Genomic DNA, 22701 nt, shown 5'->3' with positions numbered 1-22701 from the left:
TCAGATACGGAGTCGTGATCCCTGCCGACCCGTCAGGCCACGCCACCGGATCCCGGCCCACAGTCGGGACCCCGGGCCCGTGTACGCATCTGAAGGGTGTTGCATACGGCTCAGCACTGGGCATTTCGCCCGCATGGAGGGGTGTCCCGTACAGCGCCGCTCCGGCCGAGCCGGGCGTGGACTCGGCCGGGCGGCTGTTCCAGAATTCTGGAACAGCCGCTCCCGCCCAAAGCCGAACACCCTGTCAGCGCCCGCGCCCCGCTTCCTGGCTGCCGGTGGGCGGGGACGGCAGCTTCGGCCGGGGCTGGCTGTGAGGTTCGGCGAGCGGCCGCAATCCGAATGCAAAGATGGCGAGTTGATGGAGGTTCCACGACCTGGATCTCGTGCTCAGCTCCCCCGCCCAGGGATACGAGAAGCCCCCTCATCAAGGGGGCTTTCTTGCTGAGGACCCTGCCGCCGGACAGGACCGGCGCATCCGGGCAGATTCAGGCGAGGGACTCGTCGTCCCGAGGGACGAGGAGCACTCTCACCCCTCCCACCTCGGCCAACCAGCGCTCTCCCTGCTCAACGGCCGCCCGCCCCTCACCGAGCATCCGCGTGCGAATGTCGCGCGCCGACGCACGCAGCGCCGTCGCCGGCCTGCCCGTCATGGCCGGGTCCCGGTCCAGAATCCGCTGCACCGACCTGTCGAGAGCGGCCACAGCTCCCTCAACATCGTCCATTTCTCCACCCGCCGAGGCGACCGACATCACTGCCCAGGCCATCCACAGAGCCATGCTTGAAGAGTAGGACGGGCAGGTGAGCCGCGGCTGGACGCGAAAGCGTGTCGGACCCGCACGCCGAGCAGCAGGAAGCCCCCGATCCGCCGGACCGGGGCCCTCCCCCGCACGACTGTTCAGCGGCCGCGATGAAGTACCGAACAGCCGAGCCCGTACCGCGCGCTTCCACCACGCCAAGATCCAGTAACCGCTTCACAGCCCACCGGATCGTGCCCATCGAGACGCCGAACCGGCTACCCGTCCTGGTCGGCCAGGAGCAGGACCAGGGCCTTGGAGCGGGTGATCCCGAGCGCGGTGGCCACCGCTTCGGCCGACATACCGTCGTCGCACAGCACGCCCGCTGTCTCCCGGCCCACCCTGGCCGCGATCCGCTCCAGCACACCCGCGGCGTGCAGCGCGGCCAACGGCGCGTCCGCAGCCGTGGTGTTCAGCTGCCCGGCCATCTCGACCAGGAGCTCGGCCAGCCGTTCGGGCAGCAGTACCGCGTTGTCGCGGACGACGGACAGGTGCGCGGTCCAGTCCGCGAGCGGTCCCCCGAGGTCCACGTCCGCCTCGTACAGCGGCCGATCGCCGATCGTGTCCCAGTCCAGCGGGTACTCCGCGGCGCCGCGCCATCCGCACACCGCCCGGCGGCCTCCGCGCGGGGCCGGCGGGCCCGGCCGTCGTAGGCCGACCAGTGCGAGGTCGTCGGCACGTCCGAACCACTCCCCACATCGAAATACACCGGACCCGGCTCGCTACCGCCGACCAGCACACCACCCTCTCCGACACGTCCCTGCCGACAGCCCGGCCGGATCGTGCCTGCGGCCTTGCCCCGTCCCCCCTCGCACCCACACCCGGAAGGGCCCAACTACAAGCGCGGTTGGGTACCGGGCCCCGCGATCGGACTCGGCTGTCCTGGCGTATTCGCCGCTGTCGGCTTGTGTCGGGGCCGTGGAAGGGTTCGCTCATGGATTCCGTTTGACCTTCGGGCCGTTTCGCTCTGTGTGTGATGGACCGTTCGACCGTGACCGGGATGGTGGCCGGCGGGGTCGCGGAGGGATGCCGGTCGGGTGGCCCCGGACCGGGATGGTGATGAGCAGCGCTGGTATCCGGACCGCTACGACTCCCGGCAGACGCGTATCCGGCATGCCACGACGGGGCTGCGTCTGACGGCGGACGACCTGTCCACCGGTACCGGGTTGCGTCTTCGGCCGGCGAGGGGTGAGGACGAGGAGCGGTGTGGTCTGCAGTGGTGGACCCCGCGGGAGGGCGCGTACGAGGACTACCCCGACTACGTGCGCCGCTGCCAGGTCCTGCACACCTGGGTTCGGGGTCGGCGATCGCTCTGATGGGCCGTGACCTGATTCTGGCGGCCGACTCCAAAGGTGCAGCCGTCGGTGCCTGGGCGCCGCTGGTGAACGACCCCGAGCTGGACGAGGCGTCCTGGACGGCGCCGGCGATCGGCCGGGAACTGCCCGGGGGTGCCTGCCAGGCGAAGGCTGCGCGGGACACTCCGGTGCTGTGGCAGGTCACCCAGGGTTCGGGGGCTGGCGGATGGACGCCGCCTCGACCACGAGCGGCGAGGTGCTGGAGGAGCACGTCTTCCCGGCCGGTATCGGCTTCACCACGGTGGACCAGAACAAGCCGGTCCGCGGCGGGCTACGGTGAGAACGAAGAGCGGATGTCGGTAATTCCTGGAATCGGCTCTCGCTCGAGAGGCCCGGAAATCTCGATGAGAAATAGCGGCGCCTGGGAGCGTTGGGAGCAGTCGGCCAGGTGGGTCAGAGCCAGACTCCCTCCCCCAGGCGGGGGAGGGAGTCGGTACGAGCGGAGGAGGTGGCCCGGCCGCTGCTCACCGCAGGATGAACCCATGCCCCGATCCCGCAAGAAGCACCTGGCCGCAGCCCTCACCGCCTGCTTCGGCGCCCTCGCCTACACCGTCAGCAAGGTGGACCTGGCGCGGGAGGGCGAGCTGGGCATGCCGGGCTTCCCCGCGCCGGCTGAGGCCTACGCCGCCGTCGCCGACGTCGAGACCGCCCAACTGGCCAACGCGGCTCTCGGCCTGCTGATGGCCGTCGTTGCGCTGCTCCTCGTCCGCCTGCCGCGGACCCCGCTCGTCCGCTGGCCGGCGCTCGTCGTCTCCTGGGCGGGCATCACGATGGTGGGAGCGGGCGTGCTCGGCTTCGGCGCCCGCGCGGCGGGCCTGGCACCGGGCCTGGGCGCCGCCCCTCCCCACATGCCCACCGCGCTCGCGGCATTGCTCGTCGGCGCCGTGTGGGTGGCGGCCTGGACCATCGCCACCCTCTCCGCCACGCACAGCAGCCGCAGGCGGTGCGCCGCCGGCGCCAATCTGTGAGGTTCAGAGTCACCAGTCGGCGCAACGGGTCGGCCGCGAACCATCACCGGCTCGACGACGGGCAACAGCGCCGGCCGGGCGAACTTGGATCGGCACCGGAAGAGGCCGCGCGGGCCCCGCAAGGCTGCCCCGAAGGCCGGTGTCGGCGTACGACTCGACATCAGGGGGTACGCCGACATGCGTCGGCTCCTTCGCTGCAGACCGGCGAGCCGCGGCCTCAGCCGCTTGATGTCGCGGGCAATCCGCTCGGCCAGAACCATGGGGTCGTACGCGGTCCACCGGTGGTCGGTGCCGAACCGCCGGCGTCCAGGGTCGTCGGCGCGGCCGTGCCTTGGAAGGAGCCAGACCGCACGCGGGCGGTGAACACCGTAGGACCGGGCAGGCGGGCCAGGAGCATCAGTGGCCGGACCAGGGCAGTCCCGGCCGCACCGTCGTAGGCACGACGCTCAGGTAGCGTCGCGCTTCCCGGCCGATGGCGAGGATGGTTGCTCGTCGCGGCTCTCCGGGGTGAAGGCGTCGCGGCGGGCGAGGGTCACCGACAGAGGCAGGCCCAGCCGCTCGGCCGCGCGTCGCCGGACACGCACCTGCGCTTGGGTCCGGGGCCGGAACGAGGGGAGCCGCGAGCAGCCGCAGCCCGGGCGGTGATCGTAGGTCAGTCCCTCTGCGAGCACGGCCGCAACGACGGACCATGCCTTCGTGTCACGTCGTCGGGGCGCGGCGAAGTCGTAGCCGGCGAAGGCGAGCTGCTCACGACAACTGGTACAGATACGCTTCCGGATCGGCCACGTGCTGCCTTTGAAGGCGAGCCGGCACGCGACGCACACGTAGCGCCGGAAGGCGCCGTTGAACGCGTGGTAGCACATGGCTCGACAGAGTACGCGTCGTCCGCAGGCGGTCCCAAGCGGATTCGTGGTGGCCGATCTGGCCGGTCAGCCGCCCTGCCGGCCGCTGTAGCGCACGAGGGGTGTGGGTGAGCGAACCAGGCCGTCTCTTTCGGATCCTGCCGGGCCCGCGACGCCCGGCACCGCACCTCGCCGCGTTGTCGGGCCCGCCCCGGTACGTCCAGTACCAGGACGACCCTCCGCCTTGCGATCCTTCCCCTCGGCCCTGCGGGCCTGGGAAGACCCCATGCCGCCGGACACCGCGGGCTCGGCCGACAAGATCCGAAAGAGACGGCCCAGCGGGACCGTGGATCTGGGCGCCTGCCAAACCCGTGAACAACGCGCTTCGCAAACCGTGAGCAGAGCCAAACACCGTGAGCACAGACCGTCCCCACACGCGTGGGGTCGACTTCACGGGCGTCTCGGACGCGATCGTCGGCTACGAAGCGTCCCCGAAGGTGCGACCCTGGCCGACGCCACATCGTCCGTCCGGTGGCGGTGACTTCGTCCTGGCGGCCGCCGTCCGAGCAGGGCCGCGCATCGTGTCCGGGCCGCCTGGCGCCTCACACGCTCTTCCCCAACCAGTGACGCCGTCCTAACGTCGTGTCATGAACAGCGTGCGGATCGACCGTTCGAACCCCGACGTGGTCGACGTGGTGCTTCGCGAGGAGGTCGGGCCGCTCGTGTTCGCCGCCAGGCGTTGGCCCGGGGAGGTAATCGGGTCGCTCGCGGCCGGCGCCCTCTACGGCACCCCGGTCTATGCGGTCATGGCGGTGATCCTCGGTCAGGGGCCCGGCCGGATCTGGGCTGTGGTCGGGATCGCCGCCGCGGTGGGACTCGTCGTCAACACGTTCGTGATCTTGTACGGGGCCTTCCGGCATGTGACCCGGTTGCGGTTCTCGCCCGCGGCCGCCCCGGACACCATGACCCTCGTTCGGGGCTCCCGCACGGACCGGCCGAGGCCGCTCACCGACGTACAGCAGATCTGGATCGACCACTCCATCATCGAGTCGCACGAGAGGGACCGGAAGCCGGTGTCCGCCAAGATCACCCTGTACGTGCTCCTGAAGAACGGCCGCCTGATCCGGCCCATGCCACTCCTCCCGTGGACAACCGACACCACGCCCCTCTACCGGCAACTGCAACAGACACTCGCCCCCGCCGCCGTCCAGGTGGACCTGGTCGTCCAACGCCGCGTGCAGTCCCGGATCGTCGTAGGCCACGGCGGCTCGACCGGCGGCGGAAGCTGACCGGATCCTGCAGCTCCGCTGCCACTCCTGGGTGCGCGTGCGGCGGTCGGCATTCACCAGGGCCGGGCCCGCCGGCGGGCCGCCGCGCCCGCCGCCATCGCCCCCGACTGGAACCCGGGAACACTCAGGTGGACGGTCGACCGGCAGCGGCACTACGTCCACCTCGCCCAACTCCTCGGCGAAGGCACCCGCCTGACCGCGATCGTCGCCGGTATCACCCGGCACGGCAAGGACGTCGACGGTGGCTCGCCACCCAACGGCGGGACCGGAACCGGCTGGGCGACGAACAGCGGCGCCGGCTCGGGGAGCTCGGCGCACACCACCCGGGCCTTCTCTCTCTCCCCCCCCCACTCACACCGATGTTGTGCTGTGGATGAAAAGCCTTGGCCGTCGATCAGTGCCGCGGCTGGCTTTGCCGCCATGCGCGAGTTGATCGCCGACGACGGTCGGACGTTGGCGGTGGAGGAATGGGGCGACCCCACCGGGATACCGGTCGTCTACCTACACGGCACCCCGATGAGCCGACTCTCCCGCTACCCGGACGATTCCCTGTTCCACGGGCTCGGCGTCCGGCTGATCACATATGACCGGCCCGGGTTCGGGGGCTCCACACCTAAGCCGGGGCGTCGGGTCATCGATGCCGCCGCTGATGTCGCCGCCGTCACCGCCGCACTCGGCGTGCACCGCTTCGCGGTGTTCGGGGTGTCCGGGGGCGGTCCGCATGCCATGGCTTTCGCTGCCCGGTATCCCGGACGGGTGACACGGCTGGGGGCGCTGGCGAGCCCGGCGCCGCGTGACGCGGCCGGGCTGGACCGGACCGCCGGCATGAGCGAAGGAAACCGCCGCAGCGCCGCCGTGGCGTTGACCGGGAGGCAAGACGTCACGGAACACCTGGCGAGTCTCGGAACGGCCGATTTCCCGACGCTGCCGGAGATCGAACAGGCGGTCCTTTCCCGACCGGAGATCAGCGCGATGATGGGCCCGGCGTTCGCCGAGGCGGTCCGGCCGGGGCTGGACGGCTGGGTGGACGACGTCACCGCCATTTTCGGCACGGAATGGGGGTTCAACCCGGCAGACATCACAGTTCCGACGCGTATCTGGCACGGTGGCCTCGACACCCTGGTGCCCCCTGCGCACGGCGAGTGGCTCGCCGCACGCATGCCGACCGCGATTCTGATCAGACAAGCCGACGCCGGGCACGGCGGCCACTTCGACGCCACCCCCGCGATGCTCGCGTGGCTGATCAGCGACATCGACGACGAGGCCCGCGCCCCCGGAAGCTGACCTCGAGATCACGAGTGCGGCGGTCGTGGTGACCCTGCATGGCCCGAGGCAGCCGCCCCCACATGCCGGCCGCCGCCGGCAAGTTCTGCCGGAGGTCCGGCAGGGGGCTCCCACGTGTTCGCACATCGCGCGGGTCACCGAGGCGGCTCGGTGGGGCGAAGCGATCCGCAAGTCTCCGAGAACACGAAGCAGCGGGCCCCGCCTTTAAGGACTGCCGGGCGCCCGGCAGTATGTGTGAGACTCCCTCCGAATGATCACTCGGGGGGAGTTTCGCGTTGAACGCGCTGTTGAAGAGGGTGTGGATCGGGCTGGCCACGACCTTGATCGTGAGCCTGGCCGCCGTGGTCCTGCCGGACCACATCCAGGTAGACGACGACGGGCGCATCCACCTGGGCGCGCCCGCGCCGTCCCCGTCCACGGCGGCGCCCACACCGGAGTCCACGTCACCGCCCCTGCCACGGGACGCCGTGGACGAGGTGATCCGGACCGCGGTCGGCGCAGCAGGCCTCGACCCGGCGCAGGGCCGCCCGACCGTCGCGGCCGGCGCCAACTCGAACAGGACGGGCTGGATGGCCGTCCGCGAGAAGACCGCCGCACAGTCGGAGATGAACGCGATCTGCGCCGACCTGGAGCGCCAGGGCTGGACGCTGAACCCGAACGGCGACCGCCCCGACGCCTCCCGCAGCTACAAGCGCGGGGGCTGGTACCTGCTGGTGAGCACGCGCGGGAAGACCCAGGCGCCGTCCACCACCTCCGCCTTGACCGACTCGCAGACCTACCTGACCCTGACCGGGATCCAGCTGAACCTCTCCGACATACCTCTCCCCGAGATCACCGTTCGCATCGGCTGACCCCTCAATACGGCCGAGGGCAAGACTTGCTGCCCGAGCCGGACGATGTCCAGGACGGACAGGTGCCGGGTGCGGCGATCGGCCACGTAGAGAACCATCTCCCTGGCCGGGTCGGGAATCTCGGCGAGCGTCTTCGCGGCCTGCGGGGACAGACGCACCGCCCACGGCTGACCGGTCACCCGTGGCGGCCGAGGAGGTCGTCCAGGTCCACGAAGCCGGACTCGTCGTGGCCGGGGTCCATGAAGGCGTCGACGGCCGGGGCCGCGGCTTCGCGCAACTCCGGTCCCGTTCGAACGCCGGCACCCACGTGTCCGCACGCACGGCGGTCGGCGCGCAGCAGGGGACGGAGTTCGGCCGGGGCGCCAGGGCGGGCGCGTACGGCGGGACGGTTACGTGGTCGGCGGGTCGAGCGTTCACGGGCTCATCCGACTCACCTCTGACTTCCCGTGCGCCCGGACCGGCTGCGAGCAGGGGGCGGACGATGATGCTCACGCCGCGACCGTGCTCTTCCGGTGCGCAGCTGGTGGTCCAGGTTCCCTCGTGGTCGGCGTGGCCGCCGTCGCCGACTTCGATGCGCAGGGCGCCGTCGTTTCCGGGGCGCTGGAGGTGGAGGGCGACGGGGGGCAGGGCGTGTTCGAGGGCGTTGGTGACGAGTTCGGAGACGACGAGCAGTGCTTGGTCGACGGTCTCGTCGTCTACGTCCCATCCATCGAGAACGGTGCTGGTGATGCGGCGCGCCGTACCGGCGGACACGGGATGGTGCGGGAGCTTCCAGACGGTGGCGGGCTGTGGTGCGAGGCGCGTCGGGGCGGCTGGGGAGGGGGCCGTTTCGATGTCGGTGCCGGCGTCCATGGCAGGGTCCTGGCAGTGGGGGGTGTGAGCGGTGTCGGCGGTGCTCCGCCCGTCCGGCTGCGGTGGTTACCGCAGGAGCCGGTGGAGGACGGCCGAGGCGAGTGCCGCGTCGAGGGCGCCCACACCGGTGAGGTCGGCGACCGTGATGGCCGTTTCGGGGCGGTCGGGGGGCGTTTTGAGGATCAGGCCGGCGGCGATGTCGCTGTCCTGCGCGGTGGCGCCCGCGCGGACGGCGTGGCCGAAGTCGCCGTGGTGGAGGCACTGCGAACGGTCGTCGGTCGCGATGAGCTGTGCGCGGTGGAAGAGCGCCGGTGGCAGTTCGTTCTTGTGGGGCATGTCCGTGCCGATGCCGGTCACGTGGGTGCCCTCGGGCACGTCGGCGGCGTTCAGGACGGGTGCTGTCGCCGGTGTGGTGGTGATGATCATGTCGGCGCCGGCGGTCTGCTGTGCGGAAGCGGGCCGGGCCGGCAGTCCGTTCTTGTGGAGTTCCTCGCACAGGGCGGAGGCGTTGTGCAGGTTGCGGCCGTGGACGAGTATCCGGCCGATGGGGCGGAGTTTGGCCAGCCAGACGGCCTGGAGGAGGGCTTGTTCCCCGGTGCCGAAGAGGCCCAGGGTGAGGGCCGTGGGCCGGGCCATGGCATGGGTGACCAGCGCTCCCGCGGCGGCGGTGCGCCAGGCGGTGAGCAGGCCGCGGTCGTTGAGGACGGCGCGTATCTGCCCGGTCTCGGCGCTGATGACGCAGACCAGGCCGTGGTGGTGGGACGGCATGCCGAGGCCGGGGCGGCCGTAGAAGCCGGTCGCTATCTTGACGGTGAAGTCGGTGGCGTCGGTGATCCAGCCGGCTTTCACGTGGCAGTCGCCGTTGGCCTGGGGGAAGTCCATGTGCAGGGGCGGCGGGACGCTGGTGCGGCCTTCGGCGTGGGCGATGAGAGCGTCGCGGACGGTGTCCAGGACCATCCGGGAGGTGGCGGCGGTCTCGATGGCGCCCGTGTCGAAGACGGGCAGGGTCGTCGTCATCGGCCTGTCCGCATCCAGTGCGCGAAGGCTGCCAGGCCTTCTTCGGGGCGGTGGCGGCCGATGCCGATGCGGAACCGGTCGGGCGGGGTGGGGGTGAGTTCGGAGTGGTAGATGCTGGCGGGCAGCAGCAGGACGCCGGCTTCCTCCACCAGACGGGTGCAGAATTCCTCCACTCCGTCGGGGCCGAGGTAGCGGGGGTAGGCGACGCATCCGCCGTCGGGGGCCTGCCAGTCGAAGTCGTCCGCGAACTCGGAGAAGAACGACTCGAACGCCGGCAGGTTGGCTGCGATGAGCGCACGGTTGCGGCGGAGGATCGGCTCGCGGGCCTTGAGCGCGATGCGGGCCAGGACCTCGCTGGGGGCGGAGTTGCAGATGGTGGTGTAGTGCTTGGCGCGCTCCAGTCGCGAGAGCAGTTCGCGGTCGCGGCAGGTGATCCAGCCGATGCGCAGCCCGGGCAGTCCCAGGGATTTGGACGTCACGTTCAGGGACAGGGCGCGCTCGGACAGGTCGGCGGCCTGCGGCAGGATGCGGGCGGCGTCGGCCTCCAGGCCGCGGTAGACCTCGTCGCTGAAGAGGTGGATGCCGCGCTCGTCGCACAGGCGGGCGAGCGCGGTGAAGTCGGCCGCGTCGATGACTTTGCCGGTGGGGTTGTTGGGGAAGTTCACCGATACGACGCGGGTGTTCGGCCGGATCGCCGCCGCGACCTCGTCGAGGTCCAGGGCCCAGTTGCGGTCCGGGTCGAGGGCCACACCGGTGACCTCGCACAGGGCCATCGGCACGGTCTCGGCGGCCTGGTAGTTCGGGGTCACCACCACGGCGTGGTCCCCGGCGTCGAGCAGGACGTTCATGGCCAGGTAGAGGGCCTCCTCGGCTCCCGCGAAGCAGATCACGTCGTCCGCGCCGACGTTCTCGTACGTCTGGGCGATCACCTCGCGCAGGGCCGGGTCGCCGAAGGTCTCGGTGTATCCCAGGGGCAGGTTCTCGAAGGCCTCACGGTCCTTGTCGTCGGCCAGGGAGAGGAGCTCGCCCAGCGTCATGGTCTGGACGTCGGAGGCGGTCAGGTGGTGGCGGGCGGTGAACTCCCAGCGGGAGAAGTACGTTTCCAGGCGGAAGTCGGGCAGCCGGGTCATGTTCGGTCCTTCGCGTTCGGTGATCTGAGTTCGGCGAGCAGGCCGTAGACGGTGGAACGGGACACCCGCAGGGCGCCGGCGACGACGGGAGCGGCGCGGCGGACCGCGAACACCCGGGCCTCCTCCAGCCGGCCGAGAACGGCCAGGCGGTCCTGGCGGGTCATGCGTTCGACGGGGCGCCCCGTCTCGCGGACGTAGCTGCCGATGATGTGCTGGATGCGCTCGGACCAGTCCTGCTCGAACAACGGCTCCGGGCGCTGCACGGTGGGGGCGCCGAAGGCGGACAGGACCGCGGCGGCCTGTTCCAGCGGCGTGCGGTCGAGATTGATGCACAGCACCGCCGACGGCCGGTCCTGCGGATCCCGCAGGACGGCGCTGACCGATGTCAGCCGGCGGCCGTCGACGAGCAGCTTCTCGTACGGCCCGAACACATCCTGTGCCGAGGGTTCGAGATCGTCGAGCTCCCCCAGCAGCGAGGGGTCTCCCACGCCGCGGGAGGTCATCGGATTCCAGATCCCGAGGACCCGGTCGGTGTCCGGATCATGCAGGACGACCTCGGCGTACGGGCCGAGCAGCAGCGCAACAGCCTGGGCCACCGGCGCCCACAGCCGTACGCGAGCATCTTGCGGGTCTTCAACATTCCCCATGGCTGGACTGTAAGTCCAGACTGGACAGAAAGTCCAGAACCGACCCTCTCCTGTGCCTGCCGCCGGGCCGGCCGGATCGCCCCGCTCCGCCGTGCCTTCCGGGCGGATCCGGGCCGGGCGGGGAATGCGGGGAATGGGCGGGGAATGGGCGCGCAGCGGGGCAGGGTTCTTGGGTGAAGGGATCCCTCCAGAAGGATTCGCCTGTCGAAGGAGTGCGCCGTGGCCCTGTCCCGCACCGAACGCGAGCAGTTCCTCGCCGAGCCCCACGTCGCCGCGCTCGCGGTGAACGCGGGAGCGGAAGGTGACCGTGCGCCGCTCGCGGTCCCCATCTGGTACCAGTACTCACCCGGCGGCGACATCTGGATCATGACCGGACGGGACTCGCGCAAGGCCGATCTGATCCGGGCCGCAGGCCGGTTCACCCTGATGGTGGACCGTCTGGAGCCCACGATCCGGTACGTGTCGGTCGAGGGACCGGTCATCTCCACCGTTCCCGCCACGCGCGAGCAGTTGGTGGAGATCTCCGCCCGCTACCTGCCGGCGGAGAAGGTCGAGGGCTACGTCGACTTCGCCTGGAAGGAACACGGGGAGCAGCTCGTGATCCACATGCGCCCGCAGCGGTGGGTGAGTTCCGACCTCGGCAACGTCTGAGAACGCCCGTCCCACGGGCTGCCGGACGTCGCGACTCCCCCAGGCCGCGGAGGCGCGGAGGCGCGGAGGCGCGGAGGCACCGTGCGGTGCAGGAGGCGCGGAGGCACCGTGCGGTGCAGGAGGTGAGGAAAGGGCCCCGAGGGGCCGGCACACCGCTTGCCCTCGGGCCGCCGGCACATGCGCCGAGCGCCTGAGGATCGGGGATGGTGCTTGTCGACCAGGCGTGGGTTTCTACGATCACAGGTGTGCGTCATTCCTTTCTTCACCGCGGCCGTCGTTTGTCCTACCTCGATTTCGGCGGGCCCGGCCGGCCCGTACTGGCCCTGCACGGGCACTACAACGAGGCCGCCGCGTTCGCTCCCCTGGCCGCCGCGCTCTCCCCGGATTGGCGGGTGTTGGCGCTGGACCAGCGCGGGCACGGGGAATCCGATCGCGCCGACTCCTACGGCCGGGAGGACTACGTCGAGGACGTGGCCGCCTTCCACGACCACCTCGGGCTCGGCCCACTGCCGGTGGTGGGGCACTCTCTCGGCGGGGTCAACGCCTATCAGTACGCCGCCCGCCGCCCCGGACACGTCACGGTCCTGGTCGTCGAGGACATCGGCGCTGTCGTCGACATCGACACCGCGTTCACCCGCCGCCTGCCCGGACCGCAACCCACCCGTGAGGCCCTGGCCCAAGCGCTCGGAACCGCCGCACCCTACCTGGAGTGTTCCTTCCGCGAGAAGGACGACGGATGGGGGTTCTCCTTCGACATCGACGACACCATCGCCTCCCAACAGGCCCTCACCGGCGACCACTGGGCCGACTGGACCGGCGTGACCTGTCCGACCCTCCTCGTCCACGGAACCCGCAGCGACGAGATCACCCCCGCACACGCCCGCGAGATGCACGCCCGCCATCCGGGCCCCGCCCATCGCGTCGAACTCTCAGCCGGACACGTCGTCCACCACGACGCCCCGGACGACTTCGCGAACGCCCTCCGCACCTTCCTCGCCACCTGACGGCCGCACACACCGTGACCCGGCGTGAGCCGGCCGGGTCGTACGGGCACCTGGGGTGCGTCGCCGCTCTGCTGCTCACCGGCGGCCTGCTGCTGAGTCTCACGGTGGCGGAATCCTGGTTCTGGCTCGCTCTCACCGGCTTCGCGCTCATGACCGCCGTCCACGCCGTGAAGGACGTCCGCCGGCTCCGCACCCGCCGCAGCGCCGCTTCCTGATCCGTAGGACAGGCCGTAGGGGCGGTCGCGCCAGCCGTCAGCCGTCAGCCCCACGCCTACGAGCGGGCTCGGTAACAGCCCCCGACTGCGCTGAACCCCACGACGAGGTCAGGCCGTCAACGACGATGCGCCTCTCATCGCCCACGCACCGACTCAGCCACCGCGGGCATCGGCCGGCGGTGGCTCAGCCGGAGCGTCATCGCCCGGGTATTTCGCACCACCGGATCACCGGGGCTGCTCCGCCCCCGGCTCACCGCCGGAGTCCCCACCTTGCTGCCGCCCGGGCTCGTTACCAGGGTTCGAGCCCGTGCTTCCGCCCGGCTCCTGCCCCGGCACCCGGCCCGGCGTCTTTCCCGGGCCGTTGCCGGGGACGGCGCCCGAATCCTGGCCCGGCGCCTTCCCGGGAGCCTGGCCCTGATCCCTGCCCTGACCGTTCCTGGGCGCCGTTCCGGGATCGTTGCCAGCGCTCCTTTCCTGGGCCTTGCCCGGCTCCTGGCCGGATTCCGGCGCCTTCCCGGGAGCCGTGCCGGGGGCCTGGCCCGGCGAGCTCCCGGACTCCTGACCGGTGTCCTTGCCCGTGTCGTGACCGGGGGCCTTCCCAGGTTCGTGGCCGGATTCCGGCGCCTTCCCGGGAGCCGTGTCCGGGGCCTGACCCGCACCCTTGCCAGGGTCCCTACCGGGTGCCTTCCCGGAACCCGTGCCCGACTCCTGGCCTGGCACCTTCGCCGGATCGTGGGCGGGCCCCTTGTCGGGCTCCTGGCCAGGCACCTTCCCCGACTCCTTCCCTGGGGCCTTGCCCGGATCCTGGCCGGGCACCTTGCCGGGCTTCCCGCCCGACTCCTGACCGGGCACCTTCGCCGGATCCTGGTCCGACTCCCGGCCCGGCACCTTCCCCGAGTCCTTCCCAGGGGCCTTGCCCGGGCTATCGCCCGATTCCTTGCCAGGCGTCCTCCCCTGGTGCTCGCCGGACTCCTGGCCCGGGTCCTTCTCCGAGTCCTTGCCCGGCACCTTCCCGGGAGCCTGGCCGCGCTCCTTGTCTGCGTCCGGTCCGGGGGCCTTGCCAGGCTCCTGGCCCGACTCCTTCCCCGGGTGCTCGCCGGACTCCTGGCCCGGGTCCTTCTCCGAGTCCTTGCCGGGCGCCTTCCCGGGCGTCTTCTCGGGCGTCTTCTCGGGCGTCTTGCCCGGGTCCGTGCCGGATTCCTGGCCCGGTGCCTTGCCGGACTCCTGGCCCGGTGCCTTCTCCGAGCCTTCATCCGGGTTCTCGCCCGGCTTCCGGCCCGGGTCCGGTGCCTTCCCAGGGGCCTGGTCCGGGACATCGCCCCGGGTCTGGCCCGGGATGCCGCCCGGGGCATCGCCCGGGCTCCGAGCGGGGACGTTCCCGGGGTTCTGGCCCGGCGCCTGGCCGGGGGCCTTGCCGGGAGGCTGGTTCGACGCCTGGCCGGGGGTGGTGGTCCCCGGGGGCTGGTTCGGGGGCGTGTCAGAGGGTGGCTGGGCCGATCGCGGGTGGGCCGCCGGCAGGACCGGGTAGGCAGAGCCGGGGGTCTGACCCTTCGGGGGCGGGACCTCGCGGTCGTGATTGCCCTCCGCCGCTCCGCTCGGGCGCTCGTACCATCCCCTGCGGTCCTGGTCGAAGACCGTGACGGTCTTCACCGGCTCCACCGCGGGCTTGACCGCGACGAGGCCGGAGGACCGGAACGAGGACCACTTCGCGCCGCTGTACGTCTGCCTGCCTCTGACCGCGACGGGCGGATTCAGGGGGTTGCCGCAGGCGCAGCGGACCCGGGGCACGCCCCGGCCGTCGACCAGCACGGGAGTGCCGGCCTGCAGCACCGCCTGGTAGCCGGTGGGTGCGCCGTTCCGGTATCCGTGATTGGTGACCCTGGTGTCCCAACCCAGCCGGACGGGCGTCAGCGACCGCAGGTACGAAGGAATTTCGGGCTGCCGGATACCCAGCGAGACGGCAAACGCCCTGCCCTTGTCCGGGTGCTGCGTGAGGAATCGGCTCTGTTTCTCGACGTCACAGCTCGCGACGTTGCGCGTTCCGCCGTACAGCCCCGGATATCCGCCGTCGACCTCGAGCGTGCGCGCAGTGCCCGTGGTTCCCTTGCTGCCCGTACCGTCCTTCGCATTCACACCCGCGGTCATGGGCGTGACCTTGGCGACGCTCTCGGCCTGTGCGGCCGTCGAAGGAGTGAACGGGTCGGGCCCGGCCTCCGGAGCGGCCTGGAGGAAGACCTCACCGCCCACCGCGGTGTTCCCGCCCAGCACGGTGAAACTGAGGACCACAGCCGACACCACGGCCACCGCCGTACTCACGCCCAGCACGGCTCTGCGCGATCGCCACCTGCGAACCCGTCCACCACCACCCGCCGGCGGCAGCGAAGACCCGCCGGAAGAGGCCGGAAGAGGCCCCGACGGGGGCCCCGGGGGAGGCGGAGGGCCTGGTGCCGGCCGGGAGGGCGGCGGCGGGGGCGGGGGCGGCGGTTCTGCATGCGCGCCCCGGCCCGACAACGGGCCGGGCGGCGGGCCGGTGGGGCACTCGGAGGAAGGAGGCAGGGAATTCACGACGCCCGCCTCCCGACACAGGGCAGCGGGCAAACCATGGTGACTCGCATGCTCTCACTCCTTCCGAACCGTCAACGCCTCCACATCCCGGAGGTGGAACCTGGAAATTTGGAACTCTGGACGTCTGGAAACGCCTCGGCGGGAACTGCCCACTGCGCGTGCGTCCGTCTTCTGAGTAGGCCCCCTCCCCCGCACCTCGTCAGGCCGCGACCTTTCGGGACTTGACAAACCCCCCTGCATAAAACCGGGCGTCTACCAACAGCCCGACCGGGCTCGTCGGCGGTCGTTGCCCGGCACGACGGCTGCGCTCTCTGGGCCGGCAACAGACGGGGCCGGGGGCCAGAGCCCATCGGCCGCTACCGGTGCAGTCGGCTCCACTCGGCGCAGGCGGGCGCGAGGAGGAGCCACGTCGCGGGCGCGAAGCCGCTCTCCGGAAAGCCGGTGCAGGGGATTGCGCGCTCTTTGGGGCTCTGATCAGGGCGTTAGCCTTCCGCCAACGTCTCGGAAACTGCTGTATCGCGGTCGGCACCGCCGTCCTGGCGGGCATCGCGGAACTCCGGTTCGCCGACCGCCAGCACAGCAGGCCGGTCCGTCAAGTCACGGAATATGGGGACATGTGCGCCGGGGGCGTGGAGGGCCTACTGGAGTTGTTCCGCTTAACCGATTCCCTCCCGAAGGAGCACTCCCCATGCCCTGTTCATCCCGTAAGTAGCGCTTTGCCCTTGTTACCGTCTCGGCCGCGTTCGTCGGCGCCGGCGTGCTGGTGCCCAGCAGCGCCTTTGCGGCGCCGGCGCCCTCGCCGGTCAGTGAGGTCGCCACGACGACCGTGAGTCACGTGGACCTCGCCAAGGGTGACCGCGGCGACCACCACAAGAAGGGCGACTGGAACAACAAGCACAAGAAGAACAAGAAGAAGGGCAAGCCCAAGGACGTGAAGAACATGCCGGGCTGCAAGGTCTACTGCGAGCACAAGCCCAACCCCGCCCCCGCACCGGCCCCCGGCGGGTGACCGACCCACCACCGAGACCCTCGCACCACCCGGGACGGTGGACCCCACCCGCCCCGGACGACCCGGCGCCGATCCGCTTCGCGATCAGCGCCGGGTCGCATGCTGCCACGAACCACGGAACCCCCGGCTACTGAGCGAGCCCACTCTAGTCAAAGTTGACTAGAGTGGCTGCATGAGCGAGAAGACGATTCCGATCCTGCCGTGCCTCACCCTTCAGCCCGTTCTCGATTTCTACATCGCGCTCGGATTCGAGGTGACCTACCGGCAACGAAGTCCCAACCCCTACGCAGTCGTGGAACGAGGAGGTATCGAGCTCCAGTTCTTCGGTCTGAAGCAGTACGAGCCGGCCGAGTCGATCAGCACGTGCTACGTGGTGACCGATGACGTGGACGGGCTGCACCACGCCTTCCGAGCCGGCCTCAAGGCGGCCTACGGGAGGGTCCCGACCCGCGGGTTGCCACGTATCGGGCCGCTGAAGGACATGTCGTACGGCGTGCGGCAGTTCCTCATGACCGATCCGGGCGGCAACTGCATCCGTGTCGGGCAGCGGACGAGCAAGGACCAACGCCACCGACCCGCCCCCGACGAGACCTTCGCCCGGGCTCTCCACATGGCGTCCCTCTTCGCGGATTCGAAGGACGACCCGGCGGCCGCTGCAAAGATCATCGATCGCGTCCTCCGTCTGGAGGACGAGCGCCCCACGCCGGCGCAACTGCTGCGCCTCCTGGTCCTGCGAGCGGATACCGCCGGGCGCCTCGGTGACAGGGAGACCATGACCACCGCCCTCGATGAGGCCGCCGCGGTTCACCTCACCGCCGAGGAGCAGGAGTCGGTGCACGACGACATCGAGCGCCTCGAAGACCTCCGAGACCAGGGACCGCGATGAGCCCGTGAGGACGTTCTCCTGGTGTGCGCCCGCCGCCCGCCGGCGCAGTTCCCCTGCCGCGTGCGCGTCGGTCAGGTTCCGGGCCCGAGCTGCTCCGCTTCCTCGGCGGGCTGCGTAGAGTACCTGCGGTCATCGAACGGAGAAGACGTTGGACGCGGTCGAGTTCCCTCTCGGCGCTCGGGTGCGCCGGGCCCGGCGATGGCTCGTGGCCACGAACACGGCGGGTGCTGTGGTTGCGGGAGCCGCTGTGGCGTCCGTGGTGGCCGACGCCTCCGGCGGGGTGCCGGTGCCGCGGGCGGTTCAGGCGGGCCTGGTGCTGGTGACGCTGTTCGTACTGCCCGTCGCATGGGTGGGGGTGCGCGCCGTCTGGGCGCTGCGCGGGCGTGCCGAGCTGTTCGCCGCCGCCCAGGAGCACCGTCGGCGGCGTCCCACCGACCGGCAGCTGGTCGACCACATGCGCGACGAGCACCCGCTCACCCCGCTGTGGTGGATGGTGGCCGTCCTCGGCGGCCTCGGCACGCTCTGCCTCGGGTTCGCGCTTCCGTTCGCCGTGGCGGGCGGTGCCGTACTCGCCGGTGGACTCCTCGGCACCGGGCTGGCCGCGTCCCTGGCCGCCCTGGCCCTCGCCGTGCCCGGGATCCGCCGTGCCGACCGCCAAGGCGCGCAGGACCGGAAGTTGCGCAGCGAACTGTGGTCGCTGCCGAACGCCGTCGAACGCCGGCTCACGGTCTCCCTCCTCGGCGCCGGCGACGGGGCACACTCCGGCGTCTGAACACACGGCCGGGGAACCGGCTTTGCATACCCGCGGCCGAACTCGGCGTGGGCTGGGCGCGGTAGACCACAAGGACCGGGAACCGTCAGGATGTGGGAGAGAGGGCACCGGGCGCAGGGTCAGTTCTCGGGCGGCTCGGCGGTGAGGAGTTCGCGCTTCACGTACTCGTAGTCGGCCAGGGCCTGTGGGTCGCCGTGGGCGTAGTCGGTCCAGAATCCGGGGCGCTGCCAGCGGGCGTCCGCGAGGCGGGTGCGGCCGCCGTCGATGACCAGGGTCCAGCCGGGGGGGGGTATTCGGGTGTCCACTGTCTCGAAGTCGGCAGGGTCCCAGAGGAGTCCGGGGTCGGGTGTGCCGGGGCCGAGCACGCGGATCTGGCAGTCGATGTCGTAGGTGACCATCTCCAGAACCGGGTAGATGCCGCCCACCCGGATCCCGTCGAACTCCGTGACCGGGACGTCGGCCGCGGGGTGGATGATCTAGACCACGAACCGTCGCCGCGCCGGCCGTGCGCTGGCGACACTCGCCCTCGGCCTGTCCGCGGTCGCGATCTCGGCCGCACCGGCACCGGCCGCCGCAGGCGGCGAGAGCACCGTCCTGGCGGGCACCCCCTGGAACAAGACCCGCGGCGAAGGCGGCGGCAGCGGCGAAATCTGCGACGGGGCCCGGGCCACCGGAACCATCTTCGACGCCAGGGCCGACGGCCGGTGCCCGTTCATCAAGTTCTACTACGCGGGCGGCGGCCACAAGTCCAGCCCGCACGTCGGCCCCGCCGGAGTCAGCAGGTGGATCGAGGTATGGGCGGATCAGGGCAAGTACTTCAACGGCACGGCATCGGCGGAGTGGCGCTCCTGCTGATCACCGCCGAAGGGTGGCCCCCGGGCCGGACGCTTCCCGGTGCTCCGCCGGGCAGCCCCGGACACCCGGACACCCCTTCGTACGGAAGAGCCCCGACCAGCCGGGGGGTGGGCTGGCCGGGGCCGGCCCCGGCCGGCGGGGGGGATGCCGGCCGGGGGCATGCGGGGTGGAGCCGCCGGGGCAGTCGCTTCGCAGCGGATCCCCCGACTCCAGCCAGACGATCCTCGCAGGCGAACACCCACCAGGCCCGCCGGACACGCATCCCGGCGGGTACCACGCGAGCGGATCCCGTCCGGGCCGGTGGAGAGCGGGTGCTGTTCCGGAATTCCGGAACAGCACCCCCGTACGGATACGGCGGCGCGACCGGGAAACACCACCGGCAAGGACCGGGCTCCGATGCTCACCCATTCGGCCCGTCGGTCACGTGATCAGGCCCGCGTTGCGCAGTGCGGTGAGGCCCTCCGCGTAGTTCGCTTCGATGTGGGCCAGGATGTCGGCGTCCGAGATAGTGAGCTGCTTGTGCGCGGCGCACTCCTGGAGCCAGACGATTCCGGGCTGGACGCTCAGACTCTTGAAGCTGCTCTTGCCGTCGCTGCCCTGGAAGCCGTACTTCTTGTGGTTGTTGGTGAGCCACTGGATGACCGAGGCGGTGTCCTTGGGCAGCGGTGCGAGGGCCGCGACGCCGGGTGTCTGGGCCTTGCCCTCGATCCCGGTGGCCACCTCGGATGCGCTGGAGTCGCCGCCGAGCACCCCGGCCTTGTAGAGCGCCAGGCAGGCCCTCATGTACTCCTGGCGGCGTGCCGCGTTCACATTGCCCGTGACGCTGTCGGCGGCGTTCCGGGCGTGGTCGAAGAGGCTGGGGCTGGTCTGGAGGATGTCCTTGCGCATGAATTCCATGGACACCTCGAACCGCCCGCGTTCCATCCAGTAGTTCGCGAAGATCATGGGGTCGTTCGTGATGGCGGGGCTGCCCGCGTTCTGCCACTTGGCCGCGTTCGACTCGACCGTCTGTGCCGTCACCTGCGGATAGGCGATCTCGGCCACGTACGGCTTGGTCTGCCACCCGGAGCCGTCCTTCTCGAAGATGTGCCCCAGGCTCTTCGCGGACGTGATGTCGTACCAGGCGACGTCGCTCCCGCCCAGCTGGAGGACGACATCGGGGCGGGTGTTGCCGTGGGTGACCTGCATGGCCACGGAGAACTTGAGGCCGGAGGCCGGACCGGTCCAGGACTTCCGCTCGGTGAGGAACACCTTGGTGGCGAGGGACTCGATGGCGTAGCCGGCCATGGCGGGTACCAGCGCGGCTATCTCCGCCTTCTTGCCCGGGGCGGCCTGGAGGTACTCCTGCCACTGCTCCGCCCACCGGCCCAGATATCCGTCCGTGAGCGCGAGATTGGCGTCGGTCGGGTTCTGGGTGGCCTGGAGCCAGGCGATCTGGACGGCCGCGTCGAGCTTCTCGCCGAAGCCCACCAGGTCCTTCCCGACCTCCTCGCTGGGGGCCTGGCCGGACGTCGGGTAGGGGTGGACGGAGCGCTGCACGGACTCTTGGCCGGCGCCGGTCCGTTCGGCCGGGCCCTGCGTCTCCCGGCTGGGCACCGGTCCGCTCAGAACCCTGGTGGCGTTTGCCTCCGCCTCCCGCTCGAAGCGGTCCGACGGGTCCGAGAGGTGCAGTCCCGACCCGTTGTCCGTGCCGGCCACCGGGCCCTGCCGCTGCTGGATGACGTGGGTCAGCTCGTGGGCCAGGGTGTGCCGGTCCGCGCCGCCGCTGCCGATGACGACGTGGTTGCCGGAGGTGTAGGCGCGGGCTCCGATCTCGGCGGCGGAAGCGCGGGCCGCCTCGCCGGTGTGGATCCGTACGTCGGAGAAGTCGGCGCCGAGGCGGGCTTCCATCTCGGTACGGGTGGCGTCGTCGAGGGTGCTGCCGGGGGTGCGCAGGACGCCGTCGACGGCGGAGCGCTGTACCGGCTGCCCGGTCTGCTGGTGGTTGCAGTCGGCGCCGTGCCGGTGTCGTTCCTGGGCCCCTGGCTGTCCGGGCCCGCGGAGCATCTGGACGACTGCCGCGTTGCCGACGGTGCCCTGCAACGCGAGGAGGCCCGGGGACGGCGTCGGGCTCGCGGCCCGGGGCTGGCGGGCCGGGGCCCTGCCCTTGCGTACCTCGGCGGACCCGGCCCGTTCTTCGGCGTGCATGCAACCTCTTCCTCGGCGAACAGACGACTTCCCGTCTGGATACCCGAGGCGCGGGCGGTCGGGGGATGTACCCGAGGGCAGAACAGGGGCAACGTGCGTGGGCCGTACAGGTCGAACTCAGGTCCCGTCGAAGGCCGCGTGGCCTGCACCGGGTCTTTGCCGCCTGCTGTCCGGCGGTCCCGCGCACCCACGGCACGGCGGGTGAGCGCCGTGCCGTGGGTGCGCGGTGGTGGGGGGGTCAGGAGAGGGTGAAGGCCACCGTGGCGTTGTCGCCGGATCCGCCGGTGCGGGTGCAGGTGCGGCCCGCGGGCGCGGTGCAGCTGTAGGAGTTGCTGCCGCTGTAGGGGTTGTTCCAGTGGACGGTGACGTGGCCGCCGCCCTGGACCTGGTAGGTGGCATAGCCCTGGGTGCCCGTCATGAATCCCTCGGACTCGCTCTGCCACGTGCCGCGCTGACCGGGCATGACGTTGACGGGCGGCAGCTGGTTGTCGCTCCAGATCCCGTGGGAGAGGCCCGCGTCCGTGCGGGCCAGCAGGCCGCCGGTGCTGTTGTTCAGGGTCACCTGGGTGCTGCGGGCCGCCTGGACCGAGGCGGGGCCGGCGGCCGGATCCGACGCGGCGAGGGCCCTGGGGCCGCCGGTGATGGTGAACTCCACCCCGGCGTTGTTCCCCGAACCGCCCCTGCGCTGGCAGTAGTAGCCGGTCGGGACGTCGCAGCTGTAGGAGTTGCTGCCCGCGTACGGGTTGTTCCAGTGGATCTGGACCTGGCCGCCCGGGACCGCGAAGTTGGCGGACCCCTCGGTTCCGGTCAGGGCGCCGCAGGACTCGCTGGCCCAGCTGGTGGTCACGCCGGCCGGGATGTAGTCCACGGGCAGCTGGCCGTTGGTCCAGCACCCGTGGTCCAGGTTGGCCCACACCCGCTGCATGCCCTGGCCGGACTGGTTGCGTACGACCACGTTGGTGCTGCGTGCGGCGTTCACGGACACCGGGGCCCGGTCCGGGTCCGCGGGAGAGCCCGCCGCCTGGGCGGCCGGGGCCATGGCCAGCGCACCGGTGAGCATCACGGCGGCCGTGAACAGCGAGCGCAACCGGACGCGGGAGGAAGGGCGGCGGGAGGGGCGGGAGTCGCGCGAGGAGAACATGGCAGGGCCAACTTTCTTACGGGGCTGCGGGGTTGAGGAGCGGGCGCAGGTCGCAGGGCTCACCGGCGGAAGGGTCACCGGTACCAGAGGACGTACTGCTGCTGGCGCACGTACTCGACGTAGTAGGTGACGGCCGAGGCGCTGAACACCATCAGGTTGCCCGCGAGTTCCGCGCCGGCGCGGTCCGTGTACTCGCCTCCCCACTGCCAGAACTGGGCGGCCTGCGCCGTTCGCGCGGAAGGGGCGGGGGCCGGGGCGGCGGAGGCGGCGGGTACGGCCGCGCCGGCCACCACGACGGCGCCGAGCAGTGCGAGGGCAAGGGTTCTGACACGGCGGCGGGAAGCGGCGGACATGAGCGGTCCCTTTCTTCTACGGACCCCCCTGGGC

Annotated in this window: 23 protein-coding genes and 1 pseudogene; 12 read left to right on the top strand and 12 right to left on the bottom strand. The window is 71.2% G+C overall.

Going from position 1 to position 22701, the window contains the following annotated elements; genetic code table 11:
- Positions 1-485: 485 nt before the first annotated feature.
- Positions 486-776: a hypothetical protein gene (locus OG373_RS40945; RefSeq protein ID WP_405435077.1), complete on the bottom strand. Its 291-nt coding sequence runs from the start codon at positions 774-776 to the stop codon at positions 486-488.
- 236 nt (positions 777-1012) lie between these two features.
- Positions 1013-1402: a hypothetical protein gene (locus OG373_RS40940; protein ID WP_405435078.1), complete on the bottom strand. Its 390-nt coding sequence runs from the start codon at positions 1400-1402 to the stop codon at positions 1013-1015.
- Between the two features lie 429 nt (positions 1403-1831).
- Here OG373_RS40940 and OG373_RS40935 point away from each other — a divergent pair, with 429 nt between their 5' ends.
- The 3 genes from OG373_RS40935 to OG373_RS40925 all read left to right on the top strand — a co-directional run bounded on the left by OG373_RS40935 (position 1832) and on the right by OG373_RS40925 (position 3117).
- Entirely contained in the window at positions 1832-2110 is a 279-nt protein-coding gene (locus tag OG373_RS40935) for an RICIN domain-containing protein (protein WP_405435079.1), read from the top strand.
- A gap of 172 nt (positions 2111-2282) precedes the next feature.
- Positions 2283-2429, top strand: a complete 147-nt coding sequence (locus tag OG373_RS40930; protein ID WP_405435080.1) for a hypothetical protein — start codon at positions 2283-2285, stop codon at positions 2427-2429.
- A 202-nt stretch (positions 2430-2631) separates the two neighbouring features.
- Positions 2632-3117: a hypothetical protein gene (locus OG373_RS40925; RefSeq protein WP_405435081.1), complete on the top strand. Its 486-nt coding sequence runs from the start codon at positions 2632-2634 to the stop codon at positions 3115-3117.
- Positions 3118-3563: 446 nt separating this feature from the next.
- Here the strand turns inward: OG373_RS40925 and OG373_RS40920 are convergent, their stop codons facing one another.
- Complete coding sequence (locus OG373_RS40920; protein WP_405435082.1) at positions 3564-3980, bottom strand: hypothetical protein; 417 nt, start codon at positions 3978-3980, stop codon at positions 3564-3566.
- 626 nt (positions 3981-4606) lie between these two features.
- Between OG373_RS40920 and OG373_RS40915 the strand changes: the two genes are divergently transcribed.
- The 3 genes from OG373_RS40915 (at position 4607) to OG373_RS40905 (ending at position 7383) form a co-directional block, all read left to right on the top strand.
- Positions 4607-5248: a hypothetical protein gene (locus OG373_RS40915; protein WP_405435083.1), complete on the top strand. Its 642-nt coding sequence runs from the start codon at positions 4607-4609 to the stop codon at positions 5246-5248.
- A gap of 369 nt (positions 5249-5617) precedes the next feature.
- Positions 5618-6532 (top strand): alpha/beta fold hydrolase, encoded by a 915-nt coding sequence (locus tag OG373_RS40910; RefSeq protein ID WP_405435084.1) that lies wholly within the window; start codon positions 5618-5620, stop codon positions 6530-6532.
- A gap of 275 nt (positions 6533-6807) precedes the next feature.
- Positions 6808-7383, top strand: coding sequence for a hypothetical protein (locus OG373_RS40905; RefSeq protein ID WP_405444377.1), 576 nt, complete (start codon positions 6808-6810; stop codon positions 7381-7383).
- A gap of 492 nt (positions 7384-7875) precedes the next feature.
- Here the strand turns inward: OG373_RS40905 and OG373_RS40900 are convergent.
- The 4 genes and pseudogenes from OG373_RS40900 to OG373_RS40885 all read right to left on the bottom strand — a co-directional run.
- Positions 7876-8235 (bottom strand): annotated as a pseudogene (locus OG373_RS40900) (ATP-binding protein); the annotation flags it as partial.
- Between the two features lie 66 nt (positions 8236-8301).
- A complete protein-coding gene (locus OG373_RS40895) occupies positions 8302-9252 on the bottom strand; it encodes an ornithine cyclodeaminase family protein (protein ID WP_405435085.1) in 951 nt (316 codons plus the stop codon).
- A complete protein-coding gene (locus tag OG373_RS40890) occupies positions 9249-10382 on the bottom strand; it encodes an aminotransferase class I/II-fold pyridoxal phosphate-dependent enzyme (protein ID WP_405435086.1) in 1134 nt (377 codons plus the stop codon). The genes OG373_RS40895 and OG373_RS40890 overlap by 4 nt, the downstream gene beginning before the upstream one ends.
- Positions 10379-11029, bottom strand: coding sequence for a transcriptional regulator (locus tag OG373_RS40885; protein WP_405435087.1), 651 nt, complete (start codon positions 11027-11029; stop codon positions 10379-10381). Before OG373_RS40885 ends, OG373_RS40890 begins: the two co-directional genes overlap by 4 nt.
- Positions 11030-11248: 219 nt before the next feature.
- Between OG373_RS40885 and OG373_RS40880 the strand changes: the two genes are divergently transcribed.
- The 3 genes from OG373_RS40880 to OG373_RS40870 all read left to right on the top strand — a co-directional run bounded on the left by OG373_RS40880 (position 11249) and on the right by OG373_RS40870 (position 12899).
- Positions 11249-11680, top strand: a complete 432-nt coding sequence (locus OG373_RS40880; RefSeq protein ID WP_405435088.1) for a pyridoxamine 5'-phosphate oxidase family protein — start codon at positions 11249-11251, stop codon at positions 11678-11680.
- A 245-nt stretch (positions 11681-11925) separates the two neighbouring features.
- Positions 11926-12684 (top strand): alpha/beta fold hydrolase, encoded by a 759-nt coding sequence (locus OG373_RS40875; RefSeq protein WP_405435089.1) that lies wholly within the window; start codon positions 11926-11928, stop codon positions 12682-12684.
- A gap of 14 nt (positions 12685-12698) precedes the next feature.
- On the top strand, positions 12699-12899 hold the full coding sequence (locus tag OG373_RS40870; protein ID WP_405435090.1) for a hypothetical protein: 201 nt from the start codon (positions 12699-12701) through the stop codon (positions 12897-12899).
- Positions 12900-13124: 225 nt separating this feature from the next.
- Here OG373_RS40870 and OG373_RS40865 read toward each other — a convergent pair whose 3' ends face one another.
- Positions 13125-15215 (bottom strand): DUF6777 domain-containing protein, encoded by a 2091-nt coding sequence (locus OG373_RS40865; RefSeq protein WP_405435091.1) that lies wholly within the window; start codon positions 15213-15215, stop codon positions 13125-13127.
- Positions 15216-16299: 1084 nt separating this feature from the next.
- Between OG373_RS40865 and OG373_RS40860 the strand changes: the two genes are divergently transcribed.
- The 3 genes from OG373_RS40860 to OG373_RS40850 all read left to right on the top strand — a co-directional run bounded on the left by OG373_RS40860 (position 16300) and on the right by OG373_RS40850 (position 18131).
- On the top strand, positions 16300-16473 hold the full coding sequence (locus OG373_RS40860; RefSeq protein ID WP_405435092.1) for a hypothetical protein: 174 nt from the start codon (positions 16300-16302) through the stop codon (positions 16471-16473).
- Between the two features lie 172 nt (positions 16474-16645).
- Positions 16646-17359 (top strand): bleomycin resistance protein, encoded by a 714-nt coding sequence (locus OG373_RS40855; protein ID WP_405435093.1) that lies wholly within the window; start codon positions 16646-16648, stop codon positions 17357-17359.
- 247 nt (positions 17360-17606) lie between these two features.
- Positions 17607-18131 carry a hypothetical protein gene (locus OG373_RS40850; protein WP_405435094.1) on the top strand — a complete coding sequence of 175 codons (525 nt, stop codon included), beginning with the start codon at positions 17607-17609 and terminating at the stop codon, positions 18129-18131.
- A gap of 119 nt (positions 18132-18250) precedes the next feature.
- Here the strand turns inward: OG373_RS40850 and OG373_RS40845 are convergent, their stop codons facing one another.
- From OG373_RS40845 to OG373_RS40830, 4 genes are all read right to left on the bottom strand, one after another.
- A complete protein-coding gene (locus tag OG373_RS40845) occupies positions 18251-18556 on the bottom strand; it encodes a hypothetical protein (protein WP_405435095.1) in 306 nt (101 codons plus the stop codon).
- A gap of 850 nt (positions 18557-19406) precedes the next feature.
- On the bottom strand, positions 19407-21173 hold the full coding sequence (locus OG373_RS40840; RefSeq protein ID WP_405435096.1) for a DUF4157 domain-containing protein: 1767 nt from the start codon (positions 21171-21173) through the stop codon (positions 19407-19409).
- 238 nt (positions 21174-21411) lie between these two features.
- Positions 21412-22314 carry a Crystal protein ET79 gene (locus tag OG373_RS40835; RefSeq protein ID WP_405435097.1) on the bottom strand — a complete coding sequence of 301 codons (903 nt, stop codon included), beginning with the start codon at positions 22312-22314 and terminating at the stop codon, positions 21412-21414.
- A 74-nt stretch (positions 22315-22388) separates the two neighbouring features.
- Positions 22389-22667: a hypothetical protein gene (locus OG373_RS40830; protein WP_405435098.1), complete on the bottom strand. Its 279-nt coding sequence runs from the start codon at positions 22665-22667 to the stop codon at positions 22389-22391.
- Positions 22668-22701 lie beyond the last annotated feature (34 nt).

Origin of the sequence: Streptomyces avidinii (genome assembly GCF_045161815.1) — a bacterium.
Taxonomy (GTDB): domain Bacteria; phylum Actinomycetota; class Actinomycetes; order Streptomycetales; family Streptomycetaceae; genus Streptomyces; species Streptomyces avidinii.
This window is presented reverse-complemented; position numbering and strand designations above follow the sequence as displayed.

Excerpts from the sequence above, each read along its gene's own strand:
- OG373_RS40895 (WP_405435085.1), bottom strand. The coding sequence starts at position 9,252 with ATGACGACGACCCTGCCCGTCTTCGACACGGGCGCCATCGAGACCGCC.
- OG373_RS40885 (WP_405435087.1), bottom strand. The coding sequence starts at position 11,029 with ATGGGGAATGTTGAAGACCCGCAAGATGCTCGCGTACGGCTGTGGGCG.
- OG373_RS40830 (WP_405435098.1), bottom strand. The coding sequence starts at position 22,667 with ATGTCCGCCGCTTCCCGCCGCCGTGTCAGAACCCTTGCCCTCGCACTG.
- OG373_RS40925 (WP_405435081.1), top strand. The coding sequence starts at position 2,632 with ATGCCCCGATCCCGCAAGAAGCACCTGGCCGCAGCCCTCACCGCCTGC.
- OG373_RS40890 (WP_405435086.1), bottom strand. The coding sequence starts at position 10,382 with ATGACCCGGCTGCCCGACTTCCGCCTGGAAACGTACTTCTCCCGCTGG.
- OG373_RS40915 (WP_405435083.1), top strand. The coding sequence starts at position 4,607 with ATGAACAGCGTGCGGATCGACCGTTCGAACCCCGACGTGGTCGACGTG.
- OG373_RS40835 (WP_405435097.1), bottom strand. The coding sequence starts at position 22,314 with ATGTTCTCCTCGCGCGACTCCCGCCCCTCCCGCCGCCCTTCCTCCCGC.
- OG373_RS40945 (WP_405435077.1), bottom strand. The coding sequence starts at position 776 with ATGGCTCTGTGGATGGCCTGGGCAGTGATGTCGGTCGCCTCGGCGGGT.
- OG373_RS40855 (WP_405435093.1), top strand. The coding sequence starts at position 16,646 with ATGAGCGAGAAGACGATTCCGATCCTGCCGTGCCTCACCCTTCAGCCC.
- OG373_RS40840 (WP_405435096.1), bottom strand. The coding sequence starts at position 21,173 with ATGCACGCCGAAGAACGGGCCGGGTCCGCCGAGGTACGCAAGGGCAGG.
- OG373_RS40920 (WP_405435082.1), bottom strand. The coding sequence starts at position 3,980 with ATGTGCTACCACGCGTTCAACGGCGCCTTCCGGCGCTACGTGTGCGTC.